At 58.9% G+C, this 15,269-nt stretch carries 15 protein-coding genes and 1 tRNA gene; 8 read left to right on the forward strand and 8 right to left on the reverse strand.

The features are described 5' to 3' along the window. The first annotated feature begins 11 nt into the window (after nt 1–11). The 3 genes from GUC32_RS08780 (at nt 12) to GUC32_RS08790 (ending at nt 2,344) form a co-directional block, all read left to right on the forward strand. Nucleotides 12–1,076 (forward strand): fimbrial protein, encoded by a 1,065-nt coding sequence (locus GUC32_RS08780; RefSeq protein WP_025302323.1) that lies wholly within the window; start codon nt 12–14, stop codon nt 1,074–1,076. Between the two features lie 136 nt (nt 1,077–1,212). Next, nucleotides 1,213–1,737, forward strand: a complete 525-nt coding sequence (locus GUC32_RS08785; RefSeq protein ID WP_025302324.1) for a hypothetical protein — start codon at nt 1,213–1,215, stop codon at nt 1,735–1,737. Between the two features lie 91 nt (nt 1,738–1,828). Next, entirely contained in the window at nt 1,829–2,344 is a 516-nt protein-coding gene (locus GUC32_RS08790; RefSeq protein ID WP_197538605.1) for a LuxR family transcriptional regulator, read from the forward strand. A 47-nt stretch (nt 2,345–2,391) separates the two neighbouring features. Here GUC32_RS08790 and soxR read toward each other — a convergent pair whose 3' ends face one another. Further along, the gene (gene soxR, locus GUC32_RS08795) at nt 2,392–2,865 is read right to left on the reverse strand and encodes a redox-sensitive transcriptional activator SoxR (RefSeq protein ID WP_025302326.1); all 474 of its coding nucleotides are present in this window, start codon (nt 2,863–2,865) and stop codon (nt 2,392–2,394) included. A gap of 145 nt (nt 2,866–3,010) precedes the next feature. Here soxR and GUC32_RS08800 point away from each other — a divergent pair, with 145 nt between their 5' ends. Both GUC32_RS08800 and GUC32_RS08805 read left to right on the forward strand, forming a co-directional pair. Continuing rightward, nucleotides 3,011–4,096 carry an efflux RND transporter periplasmic adaptor subunit gene (locus tag GUC32_RS08800; RefSeq protein WP_025302327.1) on the forward strand — a complete coding sequence of 362 codons (1,086 nt, stop codon included), beginning with the start codon at nt 3,011–3,013 and terminating at the stop codon, nt 4,094–4,096. A gap of 10 nt (nt 4,097–4,106) precedes the next feature. Beyond that, nucleotides 4,107–7,187 (forward strand): MexW/MexI family multidrug efflux RND transporter permease subunit, encoded by a 3,081-nt coding sequence (locus tag GUC32_RS08805; protein WP_281041557.1) that lies wholly within the window; start codon nt 4,107–4,109, stop codon nt 7,185–7,187. 49 nt (nt 7,188–7,236) lie between these two features. Here the strand turns inward: GUC32_RS08805 and GUC32_RS08810 are convergent, their stop codons facing one another. From GUC32_RS08810 to GUC32_RS08825, 4 genes are all read right to left on the reverse strand, one after another. Then, on the reverse strand, nt 7,237–8,037 hold the full coding sequence (locus tag GUC32_RS08810) for a DNA/RNA non-specific endonuclease (protein ID WP_015377376.1): 801 nt from the start codon (nt 8,035–8,037) through the stop codon (nt 7,237–7,239). A 192-nt stretch (nt 8,038–8,229) separates the two neighbouring features. Beyond that, nucleotides 8,230–8,544, reverse strand: a complete 315-nt coding sequence (locus GUC32_RS08815) for a hypothetical protein (protein ID WP_016928271.1) — start codon at nt 8,542–8,544, stop codon at nt 8,230–8,232. A gap of 236 nt (nt 8,545–8,780) precedes the next feature. Further along, on the reverse strand, nt 8,781–9,380 hold the full coding sequence (gene wrbA, locus GUC32_RS08820) for an NAD(P)H:quinone oxidoreductase (protein WP_025302329.1): 600 nt from the start codon (nt 9,378–9,380) through the stop codon (nt 8,781–8,783). Between the two features lie 78 nt (nt 9,381–9,458). Further along, nucleotides 9,459–10,076 carry a LysE family translocator gene (locus tag GUC32_RS08825; RefSeq protein ID WP_369435684.1) on the reverse strand — a complete coding sequence of 206 codons (618 nt, stop codon included), beginning with the start codon at nt 10,074–10,076 and terminating at the stop codon, nt 9,459–9,461. Between the two features lie 68 nt (nt 10,077–10,144). Between GUC32_RS08825 and GUC32_RS08830 the strand changes: the two genes are divergently transcribed. Further along, entirely contained in the window at nt 10,145–11,068 is a 924-nt protein-coding gene (locus GUC32_RS08830) for a LysR family transcriptional regulator (protein WP_043141837.1), read from the forward strand. On the opposite strand, the gene GUC32_RS08835 is transcribed toward GUC32_RS08830, so the two are convergent. Both GUC32_RS08835 and GUC32_RS08840 read right to left on the reverse strand, forming a co-directional pair. Then, a complete protein-coding gene (locus GUC32_RS08835; RefSeq protein ID WP_369435685.1) occupies nt 11,052–11,525 on the reverse strand; it encodes a helix-turn-helix domain-containing protein in 474 nt (157 codons plus the stop codon). The genes GUC32_RS08830 and GUC32_RS08835 overlap by 17 nt on opposite strands. A gap of 128 nt (nt 11,526–11,653) precedes the next feature. Further along, complete coding sequence (locus tag GUC32_RS08840; RefSeq protein WP_025302333.1) at nt 11,654–12,229, reverse strand: helix-turn-helix domain-containing protein; 576 nt, start codon at nt 12,227–12,229, stop codon at nt 11,654–11,656. A gap of 67 nt (nt 12,230–12,296) precedes the next feature. Here GUC32_RS08840 and GUC32_RS08845 point away from each other — a divergent pair, with 67 nt between their 5' ends. Beyond that, the gene (locus GUC32_RS08845; protein WP_025302334.1) at nt 12,297–13,220 is read left to right on the forward strand and encodes a DMT family transporter; all 924 of its coding nucleotides are present in this window, start codon (nt 12,297–12,299) and stop codon (nt 13,218–13,220) included. Nucleotides 13,221–13,268: 48 nt separating this feature from the next. Here the strand turns inward: GUC32_RS08845 and cycA are convergent, their stop codons facing one another. Then, entirely contained in the window at nt 13,269–14,669 is a 1,401-nt protein-coding gene (gene cycA, locus GUC32_RS08850) for a D-serine/D-alanine/glycine transporter (protein WP_043141829.1), read from the reverse strand. A gap of 349 nt (nt 14,670–15,018) precedes the next feature. Here cycA and GUC32_RS08855 point away from each other — a divergent pair. Next, nucleotides 15,019–15,094 (forward strand) — tRNA-Lys (locus GUC32_RS08855). Nucleotides 15,095–15,269: the final 175 nt, after the last annotated feature.

Genomic DNA, 15,269 nt, shown 5'->3' on the forward strand with positions numbered 1-15,269 from the left:
ATAATTACACCATGCTCAGGATACTCGCACTGACGCTGTCCCTATTGTTCAGCGGTTACAGTTACGCTTCATGCTACGGCAATGGCATCCAATATGCGCCGCCGATCTACGTCGATTTGTCGGATAAGCTCAGCGATAAGACACCGGTCTGGGAAGGCAGTTTTTATACGCAATACAGCGGTTCATTTAGCTGTTCAACCTCGAGCAGCGAATTCGGCTATACGCGTATCCTGTCAACCGACAGCACGAAGGCGACCATTCTGGGATTCAACAGCGGTAAATATTGGATACGCGCGGAAATAACCAACGACATCGCCAACAAAAAGCTTAGCGGTTGGGGATCGCACTCCGCTTCGGAATTGAATCAGCCGATGAATATCCGTTTCAGTCTGGTCAGCAAGACGGGCACATCGATACCCGGCGACACGGTTAGCCTTAAGGACGTGATGTTCGTGACCGATCTGAGCGGGATGTCTTTGCTGGAGATCATTTTGTGGCCCGCCAAGCAGTTGGTGAAGATCTTGACCTGGCTGCTCAACGGCTTCAATTGGCCTTACGATCAGCGCGACATGTACGGACAGCCGATGACCATCAAGTATGCGCCCAAGATGACGACCTGCACTTTCGACAATGCCGGCCTGGCAGTGAAGTTGCCGACGTTGGGGATATCGCAGATTACTCAGGGGGCGCAAAATGGCCTGACGCCCTTTACACTGAATTTCAGCTGTCAGAATCGGCAAAGCGGCGGCACGGCCGATCGGGATATCAATATGTTTTTATCCAGCAATAATCTGTTGGCTTCGGATAATACGGTTTTGATAGATAAAAGCCCTGAGGCGGCAAAAGGCATTGGCATCCGGCTGGTCAAGACGGCTTCGCCTAATAATCCCGTCACGCTGTCGCTTTCCAGCGTGGCACCAGGTGCGGCGACTTCATTATTTCATGTGGGAACCGGCAATGCCTTGGATGCGCAATTTTCCATCGGTATGGCGGCCTATTATTATCCTTACAGCCCCACCACAATGAGCAGTGGGGGAATTAATACATCGGCCATGCTTAACATTATATATAAATGATTCTTTTGTTATTTTTAATAATAAAAAACAGGTTGCCACATATAAGAAAAATCTTAACATGGTAATTGGTGGCGAATATTATTTACTTGAATAATATTGGTGTTTAATCCGGATCTCTATGTTGAGGATGAATTGTATGACGGAACAAATCCAGATCGGTGTCAAAGTGGAAAAATCGCTAAAAGATGAGGTTGACGTCATTCTTCGCGGTTTGGATATTAAGCCGACGACGGCGATAAATGGGCTTTATCAATATATTTCACAGCATGGAGAGCTCCCTTTTGTCATATCAACCAGCGTGAAAACACCGAAGGATATCGCCGGCGGGTTGTTCAAGAGCCTGTTTTCCTTACAAAGCACGCTCAGCGTTTTCTTGGATAAAGTGCAAATGAAGCGGTGTGTCAGCAGGGAGGAAGTATTGATTGTGCTCGATATACTGCGCGATTTTATCGTTGCTTTTCGCCAAAGCGCGCAATATCTCGGCGCTTCGCCTTTCGGGCGGCGTGTAATTTGGAAGGATGCCGTATGCGCGGTCGAGAGTATTCATGAAATTCTAGATAATAACGTAAAGTACAGTGAAGATGGCATTATGAATTTGGATGAAAAATATCTTTCATCGCTGTCTGCATTGCTGATCTCATTATGTTCTTCACTTAAGTAAGTCGAACCAATAAAGTTAATTGGCATGACTGCCATGGGGGCGTTGTTAAAAACGCGCCCATGACAAATAGCAATGGGGTGATCCTGTGCGAGTGGCTATATTTTCTGATGATTACTATTTATTCTATGGCATATCGCAGATCTTGAAGTCGTTGGAGGGCGTTGAAGTTATTGGTCTGCATTCATCTGCACGCCGTGGATTACATGCCATGTCTTGTCATGCAGAAGTGGTCATCGTCTCTTTCTCGTCTATCTGTCGGGTTATGAATTTCTTATCGCATATTATCGACAGGCCTGACAATACGATCGTCTTAACCGGCGTGGAAACGCCGCGCCTGGCGAATTTTAACTGTCTGAAAAAAAACATCGGTCTTACGACGTTCGTTGAGGCGATAAAAATGTTCACCGCGAGCTGCAAAGGGCAGAGCCTGTCGCCGCGCGAGCTTTCGGTGTTGGCCATGCTGCTGGCGGGAAAACCGAATACCGGCGTCGCTAAGGCGTTGGGTATTTCCGAGAAAACCGTCAGCCAGCATAAAATGAACGCCATGCGTAAGCTGGAGATTCAACGTTTTCATCAGTTCATTTTGGCAGCGGATGAGCGAGTGTAATCGCTATTCCACAGGCGGGTGCGTTGGCCCGCAGGGAGAGCGTCTGCTCACCCATGATCGGCCGGGCGTTCGAAAATATGCGCACCGGCACCCTGTTGGCCCCAAATATCGTTTGGGTTGCGCAGCGGGCAGTCGGCGAGGGACAGGCAGCCGCAGCCGATACAGCTGTCGAGATGATCGCGCAGCACCGTCAGCCGCTGTATGCGTTCATCCAGCGTTTTGCGCCAGGAGGAGGACAAAATTCCCCATTGTTCGGCGGTTAGCTTGCTGCCGGTGGGAAAACGCCCCAGCGTTGCGCGGATCTCCTCCAGCGGAATGCCCGCGCTTTGCGCGATCTTGATCACCGCGATGTAGCGCAACACCACCGGCGTGTAGCGGCGCTGGTTACCGGCGTTGCGCATCGCCTGAATTAGCCCCTTGCTTTCGTAAAAGTGCAGCGCGGATACCGCCACGCCGCTGCGTTTCGCCACTTCCCCAACGGTCAATAGCCGATTGGCGTCAATCGGTTCATTTCTTGCCATTTTGTCTTCCTCAACTTGACCTCAAGTTAACCTGAGGTTTTATAGTGCAGCCAGCCGGGCTTGGCAACCGGTATCTCTCGTCACCTCCCTGCGCTGCGTCGGGGGAAGGATGGCTTTGGCTGTAAAATCAGGAAGAAACCGTTACATGATGAAACGATACCTCATTATTGCCGCACTGCTGGCGGCACTCGCCGTCGCCGCCGTTGCGATGCGTTCCACCGCGCGACAAAGCGAAGGCGCACCGGCCTATCCGCCGGTTAAAGTGGCGCTGGCGCCCGCCCTGCGTGAGCAGGCGGCACGCAGCTATGCCGGCGTGGGCGAGCTGGAGGCGGCCAGCCAGGTGGAAGTGGCGGCAGAGACCAGCGGCCGCATCACGCGCATTCTGTTCGAATCCGGCCAAACGGTGCGGCAGGGGCAACTGCTGGTGCAGCTTAACGATGCGGTTGAACAGGCTGAGCTGGTGCGCCTGCAGGCGCAATTGCGCAATGCCGATCTCTTGCTGGCGCGCATGCGCAAGCTGATGAACCTCAACGCTACCGCGCGGCAACAGCTGGACGACGCGCTGGCCGAGCGGGATATGGCGTTCGGTGCGGTGCAGGAAACGCAGGCCAAAATTGCGCAAAAGGCGGTCCGAGCGCCGTTCTCCGGCACCATCGGCATTCGCCGCGTGCATGAAGGGCAATACCTCAACGCCGCCGAGGCGGTGGCGAACCTGGTGGACGCCGATACGCTGCGCGTCAATTTCTCGCTGGACGAACAAAGCAGCGCCGGGCTGGCGTTGGGGCAGGCGGTGTCGGTGCAGGTTGGGGCGTATCCCGATCGCGCTTTCCCCGCCGCCATTACCGCTATCGACCCGATGATCGGCAAATCCCGCACCGTGCAGGTACAGGCGACGTTGAGCAACCGTGAGGGATTGCTGAAGGCGGGCATGTACGCGGGCATTCGCGTCACGCAGCGGCAACGCGTGGCGGTGCTGACGGTGCCGGAAACGGCACTGACCTATACGGCGTACGGCGATACCGTGTTTCTGGCGCAGCAGGGTGAAAAGGGCATGACGGTCAAGCGCGCCTCGGTCACCGTGGGTGAGCGCAACGACGGGCGCGTCGAGATAGTCAGCGGCCTGCAGGAAGGCGATCGGGTGGTGACTTCGGGCCAGCTCAAGCTGAGCGACGGCATGGCGGCCGAGCCGGTGGCGCAGGATACCCTGAACGCCGCCCCGGCCGGTTCCTGAGGAGAGACCGATGACATTTACCGATCTGTTCGTGCGCCGGCCGGTGCTGGCGCTGGTGGTCAGCACCCTGATCCTGCTGTTCGGCGCGCTGGCGCTCAGCAAACTGCCGATCCGCCAATACCCGCTGCTGGAAAACTCTACCATTACCATCAGCACCGACTATCCCGGCGCGTCGTCCGAGCTGATGCAGGGCTTTGTCACGCAGCCAATCGCCCAGGCGGTGTCGTCCGTCGAGGGCGTTGACTACCTTTCTTCCTCGTCGGTTCAGGGGCGCAGCGTGGTGACGGTGCGTATGGCGCTGAACCGCGACTCCACCCAGGCGCTGACCGAAGTGATGGCCAAGGTCAACCAGGTGCGCTACAAGCTGCCGGAGCAGGCTTACGATCCGGTGATTGAGCGGTCCGCGGGTGAAGCTACTGCCGTGGCCTATGTCGGTTTCTCCAGTAAAACGCTGTCCACACCGGCGCTGAGCGAATACCTGACGCGGGTGGTGGAGCCGATGTTCACCACCATCGACGGCGTCGCCAAGGTGGAAGTGTTTGGCGGGCAAAAAATGGCGATGCGCCTGTGGCTGGACAGCGATCGGCTGGCCGGCCGCGGCCTGACTGCTGCCGACGTGGCCGACGCGGTGCGGCGCAACAACTACCAGGCGGCGCCGGGCAAGGTAAAAGGGCAGTACGTGGTTGCCAACGTGCGGGTGAATACCGATCTCACCAGCGTGGAAGAGTTCCGCAATCTGGTGGTGCGCAACGACGGCAACGGCCTGGTGCGCTTGAAAGACGTTGGCACCGTGGAGCTAGGCGCCGCGGCCAGCGAAACCAGTGCCCTGATGGATGGCGAACCGGCGGTGTTCCTCGGCGTCTTCCCTACGCCGACCGGCAACCCGCTGGTGATCGTCGACGGCATTCGTCACCTGATGCCGGCGATCGACAAGATGCAGCCGCCGGGCGTGAAGATGGCGCTGGCGTTCGAGACCGCGCGCTTTATTCAGGCCTCGATCGATGAAGTGGTGCATACCCTGCTCGAAGCGCTGGCGATCGTGGTGGCGGTGATCTATCTGTGTCTGGGGTCGCTGCGCACCGTGTTGATCCCGGTGGTGACCATTCCTCTGTCGATCCTTGGCGCTGCAGGGCTGATGCTGGCCTTCGGCTTCAGCGTCAATTTGCTGACGCTGCTGGCGATGGTTCTGGCGATCGGTTTGGTGGTGGACGACGCCATTGTGGTGGTGGAGAACGTACATCGCCATATCGAAGAGGGGAAAACGCCGCTGGCGGCGGCGATGATCGGCGCACGCGAGGTGGCGGGGCCGGTGATCGCCATGACGCTGACGCTGGCGGCGGTCTATGCGCCGATCGGCCTGATGGGCGGGCTGACCGGCGCGCTGTTTCGCGAGTTCGCGCTGACGCTGGCCGGGGCGGTGGTGGTGTCCGGCGTGGTGGCGCTGACGCTGTCGCCGGTGATGAGCTCGCTCCTGCTGCCGGCCAAACAGAGCGAAGGGCGCGTGGCGCACGCCGCCGAGTGGTTCTTCGGCGGCCTGACGCGGCGTTATGCGCGCGCGCTGGACTTCTCGCTGCACCACCGTTGGTTGACTGGGACGCTGGCGCTGTTGGTGATGATCAGCCTGCCGCTGTTGTACCTGATGCCGCAGCGCGAGCTGGCGCCGACCGAGGATCAGGCCATCGTACTGACCGCCATCAAGGCGCCGCAGCACGCCAACCTGAACTATGTCGAACGCTTTGCTTACAAACTGGATGAGGTCTACAACCGCATGCCGGAAACCGAAAGCCGCTGGATCATCAACGGCAGCGACGGCACGGCGTCCGGCATTGGCGGTATCAACCTGACGCTGTGGCAGGCGCGCCAGCGCTCGGCGTCGGTGGTGCAGGCCGATCTGCAACGGGCGGTGAACGATGTCGAAGGCACCAGCATTTTCGCCTTCCAACTGCCCGCCTTGCCGGGTTCCACTGGAGGGCTGCCGGTGCAGATGGTGCTGCGTACGCCGCAGGACTACCCGCAGCTGTACCGCACCCTGGAAGAGGTGAAGCAGAACGCCAGAAACAGCGGCCTGTTTATGGTGGTGGACAGCGATCTGGACTACAACAACCCGCTGGCGGAGGTGCATATCGACCGCGCCAAGGCCAACAGTCTGGGGATCCGCATGAGCGACATCGGCGAATCGCTGGCGGTGCTGGTGGGGGAGAACTACCTCAATCGCTTCGGCATGGACGGGCGCGCCTATGACGTGATCCCGCAAAGTCTGCGCGAACAGCGGCTGACGCCGCAGGCGCTGGCGCGGCAGTACGTCCGCACCCAGGACAATACGCTGGTGCCGCTCTCCACCGTAGTATCGGTGGCCGTTAAGGTCGAACCGAACAAGCTGACTCAGTTTAACCAGCAGAACGCCGCCACCCTGCAGGCCATTCCCGCCCCCGGCGTTTCGATGGGCGAAGCGGTGGCCTTCCTCGAACGGCAGGCGAATGCGTTGCCGGCCGACTTTAGCCATGACTGGCAGGGGGATTCGCGCCAATATACCCAGGAAGGCAGCGCGCTGGCGTTCGCGTTCCTGGCGGCGTTGGTGATCATTTACCTGGTACTGGCGGCGCAGTACGAGAGCCTGAAAGATCCGCTGATCATCCTCATCACCGTGCCGCTGTCGATCTGCGGCGCCTTGCTGCCGCTGGCGTTGGGTTACGCCACGATGAATATCTATACCCAGGTCGGGCTGGTGACCCTGATCGGGCTGATTAGTAAGCACGGTATTTTGATGGTGGAGTTCGCCAACGAACTGCAGATGCATCAGGGGCTGACGCGGCGCGACGCGATTTTGCAGGCGGCGCAAATTCGCCTGCGGCCGGTGCTGATGACCACCGGGGCGATGGTGTTCGGTTTGATCCCGCTGCTGTTCGCCAGCGGCGCCGGTGCCGCCAGCCGCTTCGGGCTGGGGCTGGTGATCGTCTCCGGCATGCTGGTGGGCACGCTGTTTACCCTGTTCGTGCTGCCGACGGTGTACACGCTGTTGGCGCGCGATCATGCGGTGGCGTCGCCCCGGCAGCGTGAGTTGGCCGCCGCGCAAAAGGCGCTGACGGAATAAACCGCCGGCGCCCGTATGAAAAATAAACCCGCCTCGGCGGGTTTTTTCGTCAGTTTTTGCAGCCCATCAACTCCGGCAGGACGCCGGGCTTGCTCTTCAGCGAAGCCTGCACGTCGTCCGGCAGACCGGCCCAGATGATCAGGCCGGTACGCTTCTCGATCTCGTCCACCGTCACGCGGAACTGGCAGAAATCGGCGCCCTTCGGCGTGTTCTGATCGAACAGGAAGGCGGCATAGTGGTTCACCGCCGGGCTGTTGTTGATGAAAATCACCTTCCAGTAGGCGCTGGGGATGGTATGCGCTTTCTGGGTGCCCGGCAGTTTGCCCATATCGCGTTCATACAGCGGCCCGGTCACGGTATAGACCGAGGAGATATCGGCGCGATCGATCAGCTTGCGTTCCTGATCTTCCAGCCGCGCCCAGGCGCCCTGGTTAAGATCGGACTTTTGCGGCGTGATGTTGGACAGGTAGTTCAGCGATTCCCAGTCGGAAACGCCCGCCAGCGAAGCCAGCGGCGCCTGATGACCGCGATCGACCTTCAGCGCCGCATTGGCGCCGGTGTAATCGGCGGGCGCTAACGTGTCCGCCGGGTTGAGCGCCGGATCGGTTTTCCAGTTGCGCGTCTTGCCGCTGGCCGGCGTGTCTTTGGTGATGTGATAAGCCACCCAGTTGGCGAACTTGGTGGTACTGTTGTTGTTCAACGTATAAGCATGACGCACGATAGACACGTTGCTGCTGCCACCAGTCGGGCAGCCGACCGCGCAGTTGTCGATGGATTCGAGCGTGTCGGCCGACGCCTGAGCGGCGAACAGCAGGGCGGCCAGGGCCAACATCTTGTTGTTAAAGCGCATATTCATATCCTCAATAAGTTAAAAAGCACTGTATATATTTACAGTAAATTAAACTTATCGCAGTGAAACGAATACAACAATGCAACATATTCATGTTGTGAATGTGTCAGTCATGGTACAGCCAAGCCGCACGTGAAATGCGGCAGAAATGAAAACGGCGTCCAACAGACGCCGTTTCAAAGGGGGGGAGGATTACTCCAGCAGGTCGTTGACCGTGCGGCGAACGTAATGCGTCATCTGCGCCAGATCGTCCGGTGATACCGGGCCGCCGCCGGCGCGCACCACCTGCTGTTCGATCTGCGCGATTTCCTGCTCGACCTTGTTGGCGATCTGTACTTTGACTATCTTGTCCACCGAAGACAGCAGCACCTTCAAGACGACTTTCAGCGCGATGTTTTCGCAGAACGAGTCGTAGTGATGAACCGGCGGCGGCGGGGCCGGAGCCGGCTCGGGCGCGCGCGGAGCCAGAGCCTTGAAGCTGTCTACATTTTCAATAATAAGATCCATGTCTCTTATTAGTTCATCAAAATCTTTAGACACTGACTTATTCCCTTCGCTGTGCGCAAAAAACAGAACGCCCGTCCTCGGGCTGAAAGCGGATGAGCGACGGGCAGAACGAATTCGGGCCTGGCCTTCAGACGCTGAATGGCCGGGGGAGGGGCATTCTAACCTTGCGGCGGGTTGGCAACAAGATGGGGCCGTGCGAATGCGCGGCCCTTTGGATCACGGGGGCTGGAGGGTGCTTAACTTTTCAGCTTGGCGGTGATTTTAGCCACGTGTTCGCCCTGATAACGGGCAATGGTCAGCTCTTCGTTACTCGGCTGCCGCGAACCGTCGGCGCCGGCGATGGTGGTGGCGCCATACGGGGTGCCGCCGCGCACCTGCGAAACGTCAAACAGCTCCTGCGTCGCATAGCCGATCGGTACGATGATGAAACCGTGGTGCGCCAGCGTGGTCCAGGTCGAACTGATGGTGTGTTCCTGGCCGCCGCCGGTGCCGGTGGAGGAGAAGACGCTGCCTACCTTGCCGTACAGCGCGCCGGAAGCCCACAGCCCGCCGGTTTGATCGAGGAAGGTGCGCATTTGCCCGGCCATATTGCCGAAGCGGGTTGGCGTGCCGAAGATAATGCCGTCATAGTCCGCCAGTTCTTGCGGGCTGGCGACCGGCGCCTGCTGGTGTTGCTTGCCCCCGGCTTTGGCGAAGGCCTCCGGCGTCATGGTTTCCGGCACGCGTTTAATCGTCACGTCCACGTCGTTGACACGGTTCGCCCCTTCAGCCACCGCCTGCGCCAGGCGTTCGATGTGGCCGTACATTGAGTAATAAAGCACCAACAGTTTCGTCATGTTTCGTACTCCCGCTCAGATGATTAACAAAAACCCCTGATAAGCATAGAAGCGAATGACGAACTTGGCGTCGTGGCGTTACCTGATGCCGGCGATCGCCAACAGGGCGCCAAAGACAATCAGCAGCCCGCCAAAGGTGCGGTCGATGCCGCGGCGTAAACGCAAAAAGCGCGCATTGACGCCAGGCGCGGAAAACAGCAACGCAACGGCAGCGAACCAGAACACATGGACGGCGGCAATAAAGAGGCCATAGCCGATTTGTACACCGAACGGGGTGTGCGGAGAGACGACCTGCATGAATAGGCTGACGATGAAAATGGTGGTTTTCGGGTTTAACGCGTTGGTGAAAAAGCCGGTTTTCAGCGCGCCGAAATCGCTGATGGCGGCCGGCGCGGTGCTGGGCGTGGCATCCTGATGCGCCGCGTTGCGCAGCAGCGTAAAGCCGAGATAGATCAGATAAGCGGCGCCGATGCCTTTGAGCAGGTTAAACAACCAGGGCGATTGTTGAATCAACACGCCGACGCCAATCAGCGTATAGCTGACATGAACCAGTACGCCGGCGCCGATGCCACAGGCGGTCAATATGCCGGCGCGGCGTGAGAGCAGCAGACTGTTGCGCGAGACCATGGCGAAGTCCGGCCCTGGGCTTATCACGGCGAGTAAAGTAATGGTGACGACAGCGATGAGTTCAGTCATAGTTATCCTTGCGATGTTTAACAATAGAGTGACTGATTTATAAGAGTAATTTTTCTCGGTGACAAACGATGAATAGTGACAATATCGGTGAGAAAAACTCACGCAAAACCGGCAGGCCGTTGCCGTTGGGCGGACTGCGCTGCTTCGAGGCCGCCGCGCGGCTGGAAAGTTTTACGCAGGCGGCGCAGGGGCTGAATTTGACGCATGGCGCCGTCAGCCGGGCGGTGCGGGCGCTGGAAGAGGAACTGGGCGTGGCGTTGTTTGAGCGCCGCCATCGGCGGGTACTGCTCACGGCGGCGGGGCGCAAGCTGTTTCAGGCGACGCAGCAGGCCTTCGGCATTCTGGATCATACCGCGCTGGAACTGCGTCAGCAGGCGCTCGACGCGCCGCTGGTCTTGTCCTGTGAACCGACCTTATTGATGCGTTGGCTGATCCCGCGTCTGCCGGCTTTTCAGCAGGCGCATCCGGACATCAACTTACAGCTGGTGGCCGGTGGCGGGCCGTTTTCGTTCCATGACGGCATTACGGCGGCGATCAGGCGCAATGACTTCGATTGGGGAAAGGAGGTGCATAGCCTGGCGCTGTTCAGTGAAAAGGTTGGGCCGGTGTGCCAACCCGGGGCATTGGCAAGGATGACGATCGCTGAGGGCAGCCTGCTGAGTTTGCGGCCCGGCGCGAAGCTGCTGCATGCCGCCACCCGGCCGGATGCCTGGTGGCATTGGGCGCAGCAACAGGGGATGGCCTTGGTGGGGCATCCAGAGCAGCGCTTTGATCATTTCTATTTCAGCCTGCAGGCGGCGGTCGCCGGTCTTGGCATTGCGATGGGCCCGTGGCTGCAAGTGCGAGACGATCTGGCCGCCGGCTTGTTGAGCGCGCCGTTCGGTTTTATGCCCGACGGCAGCGGCTATTACCTGCTGTCGCCGCAGCCGATCGTGCCCGGCAGCGCGCTGGCTCGGCTGGCCGAGTGGTTGAGGCTCACGGCAGACGCCTGAGTTTTTGCGCCAGCCGCTGTTCCTGCCAGCGGCTGAAGACGTTACGAAGCAGCAGAGTGCGCACCGCCCGCATGACCAGCGCGAGGCTCATGCCGCCGATCGCCCACAGCGACCAGAGATAGTGCGGATGGGTAAAGACGTTGACAGCGAGCAATATCGCACCGATGACGGCGAAACGCACCGCCATGCTCAGCGGTTTGCCTTCTGCCGCGACCTGGCGACGAAGACGTTGTTCGTCAGGCGTCTCCTCCCCCATTGTCGTCTGTTGCGGCTGTGCGTTGAGATTGCTGACCTGCACGCCCAGCGCGGCGGCGATCGCGGTCAAGGTTTCCAGGCTGGCCTGTTCGCCGTTTTCAATCCGCTGTACGGTGCGGGTGCTGAGGCCGGCGATGGTCGCCAGCTGCTCCTGCGACCAGCCTTTTTCCAGACGTAATGGCCTGATGCGATACTTTTGCATGGTGCACTCCTGAGTTCGCTGTCACTGCCATTCAGTGTAGGGCGGGCGGGGTAGCTGCGCCACGACAGCGGCACGACAGCGACACGACAGCGACACGACACCCGCCGCCGGCGCGGACTGGCGAGCAGTCAGAAGGCGACGTTGCGGATAAAGCGCAGCGGGAGATCGCCGTGGTTGGCGTAGGCGTAGCGTTGATCGCTGTTGAAGGTTTGTGCGGTGCCCGCGCTGAGCGTCAGCGTGCCTTGTTCCAACTCCAGCGTCAGGGTACCGGCAATCACGTAGATCATTTCATTCCAGCCTTCCGCGTCCGGCGCAGAGTCATAGCGCTCGCCCGGCATCAGCGTCCATTCCCACAGCTCGGCCCGTTGGCGCGCCGGCACGCTGGCGGCGAACAGCGCCTGGCTGCCCGGTTGCGCGCCTTGCCAGGCCAGTTCCCCCACCAGATGGTCGCCGCGCGCTTCCGGCGCCTGGATCAGATCGGTGAACGAAATCGTCAGGGCAGCGGCGATCTTGTCGAGCACCGCCAGGCTGACGTTGCGATCGCCGGCCTCGATGCCCGCCAGCATGCGGCGGCTGACGCCGGAAAGTTCGGCCAGCGCCATCTGGCTCAGGCCCGCCTGTTGGCGGTAGCCGCGCAGATTGCTGCTCAGGTACTGCAGCACCTTGGGGGGATCGGTTTTCGCGTTATGCGCCGTATTGCTCATCGCCGGACTTTATCTCATACTGGCAGGATCTGTGCATTATATTGCACTCAGCAGGAAGGGCAAGCCGGTGTCAGCAGCAAAAAAATCCTTTATTTCCGCCGTGGTTCCGCAAATCAGGTTGCCGGAAGCGGTGTTGATTTTCATCACCATGATCTGGGGCGGCACCTTTTTGGCGGTGCATCACGCGATGCAAGTCAGCGGGCCGTTCTTTTTCGTCGGTCTGCGTTTCGCCACCGCCACGCTGGCGTTGACGCTGTTTTCGCTGCGCGTTCTGCGCGGCCTGACCCTGTATGAACTGAAGGCGGGCGTACTGATCGGGCTGGCGATCATGTTCGGCTACAGCATGCAAACCGTCGGTCTGCAGACGATTACCAGCAGCCAATCGGCGTTCATCACCGCCATGTACGTGCCGATCGTGCCGCTATTGCAATGGCTGGTACTGGGGCGGTTCCCCGGCATCATGTCGTGGATCGGTATTCTGCTGGCCTTTACCGGCCTGATGCTGCTGGCGGCACCGAGCAGCACGGACATGACGCTGAGCCTTGGCGAAATGCTGACGCTAGCCGGCACGCTGGGCATGGCGGCAGAGATCATTCTGATCGGTGCCTTCGCCGGTAAGGTCAATATCCGCCGGGTGACCATTGTGCAGCTGGCGACCGCCTCACTGGCCTCCTTTTTGATGATGGCGCCGACCGGCGAGTCGCCGCCGCCGTATTCGGATTACCTGCTGTACAGCGCCATTGGGCTGGGGCTGGCCAGCGCCTTGATTCAGCTGACTATGAACTGGGCGCAGCGCAGCGTTTCGCCGACGCGGGCCACGGTGATTTACGCCGGCGAACCGGTCTGGGCGGGCATTGTCGGGCGGCTCGCCGGTGAACGTTTACCGGGCGTGGCGTTGTTGGGGGGCGCGTTGATCGTGATTGGGGTGGTAGTCAGCGAGCTGCGCATACGGCGCAAGGGGAAAGCAGCGGTGGCGACGGAAGCGGATTAGCGCAGAGGCGTAGAAAGAAAGGGGCGGAGAGATCCGCCCCTTTTTGCATCACGCGGTTTTCTTCTTGCGCAGGAACACGTAAGACAGGCCGAGCACGATGAACCACAGCGGGGTGACGATCAGCGCCTGGCGGGTGTCTTCGCGCAGCGACAGCAGCACCAGCACGAACACGAAGAACGCCATGCATACCCAGCACATCAGCTTGCCGGCAGGCATCTTGTAGATCGATTTCTGGTGCAGCGCCGGGCGCTGTTTGCGGTAAACCAGATACGAGCACAGGATGATGGTCCAGACGAACATGAACAGAATCGCCGATACGGTGGTCACCAGGGTGAAGACCGTCATCACGTTCGGGATCAGGTAAATCAGCACCACGCCGCCCAGCAGGCAGATGCAGGAGAAGGTGAGGCCGTTGGCCGGCACCGCGCGCTTGGACAGGTTGGCGAACGATTTCGGCGCGTCGCCTTCCTGCGCCAGCCCGAACAGCATGCGGCTGGTGGAGAACACCCCACTGTTGGCGGAGGAGGCGGCGGAGGTTAGCACCACGAAGTTGATCACGCTGGCCGCGGCCGGCAGGCCAATCAGCACGAACAGTTCAACGAACGGGCTCTTGTCCGGCACCACGGAGTTCCACGGCGTCACCGACATGATGACGATCAGGGCGAACACGTAGAACATGATGATGCGGATCGGAATCGAGTTGATGGCGCGCGGCAATGACTTCTCCGGATCCTTGGTTTCCGCGGCGGTAGTGCCCACCAGCTCAATGCCGACGAAGGCGAATACTGCGATCTGGAAGCCGGCGAAGAAACCGCTGATGCCTTTCGGGAACATGCCGCCGTCATTCCACAGATGGGTGAATGAGGCCACGGTGCCGGTCGGCGATTGGAACTGCATGGCGATCATCACCAGCCCGGCGACGATCAGCCCGACGATGGCGACGATTTTGATCATCGCAAACCAAAACTCCATTTCGCCGAACATTTTCACCGTCGCCAGATTAAGGCCGAGCAGCAACAGCACGCACAGCAGTGAAGCAATCCACTGTGACAGTCCGGGGAACCAGAACTGGGCGTAGGCGGTGATCGCCACAACGTCGGCGATGCCGGTGACCACCCAGCAGAACCAGTAGGTCCAGCCAGTGAAGAAACCCGCCCACGGGCCGAGCAGATCCGCGGCGAAATCGCTGAACGATTTGTATTCCAGGTTAGACAGCAGCAGCTCACCCATGGCGCGCATCACGAAGAACAGCATAAAGCCGATGATCATGTACACGAAGATGATCGAAGGGCCGGCCAGGCTGATGGTTTTACCGGAGCCCATAAACAGACCGGTGCCGATGGCGCCGCCGATGGCGATCAGTTGAATATGTCGGTTAGTAAGGTTTCGCCGTAGATGATCTTCTGAAGCGGGCGTCGCGTCAGTCGCTATTTTAGAGTGATCTACCATCTGATGATGTCCTGTTTTACCTGTCATTAGTGAAGTCGTGAGCTCTGAAGTGGCTCTTTTTTATACATTTATCCGGTTGGTCCGGCTTTAGTAAGGTAGTGCAATAACGCCACCTTTGTGCAACATGTTTACAACATTTATACGTGGGATAAAAGTCGATCAATCTTTACACGGAGGAGGCAAATCGGACGTTCAGGGAGCGGAAGATTACTCTTCAAAAGGTGGAATTAACAGACCTTATGCGGCTTATCTCGTTGATTAAACAAAGAGTTGTAAAACTCGCATGAGAAAAAGTAATGAGTGGAAGCGTTTGACAGCGGCACTGGCGAGGAGGACAATTTATCGCGTTGGGTCGTTAGCTCAGTCGGTAGAGCAGTTGACTCTTAATCAATTGGTCACAGGTTCGAACCCTGTACGACCCACCAACCAAATCAGCGTGTTACGCACAGACTTTTCTCTGTTTTTTCCCTCATGGCGCCGTTTTAAGCGCGCATTCTGCAAAAAAATTCGCATTTTTCGACTGATGTTCAGAAAGGTGATCTGGCGCAAACTGCGATGTTGCACCGTACTTTATACGGCAAGGGAGGCTGTGCGCTGGCG

Origin of the sequence: Serratia sp. NGAS9 (assembly GCF_009905295.1) — a bacterium.
Classification (GTDB): domain Bacteria; phylum Pseudomonadota; class Gammaproteobacteria; order Enterobacterales; family Enterobacteriaceae; genus Serratia; species Serratia bockelmannii.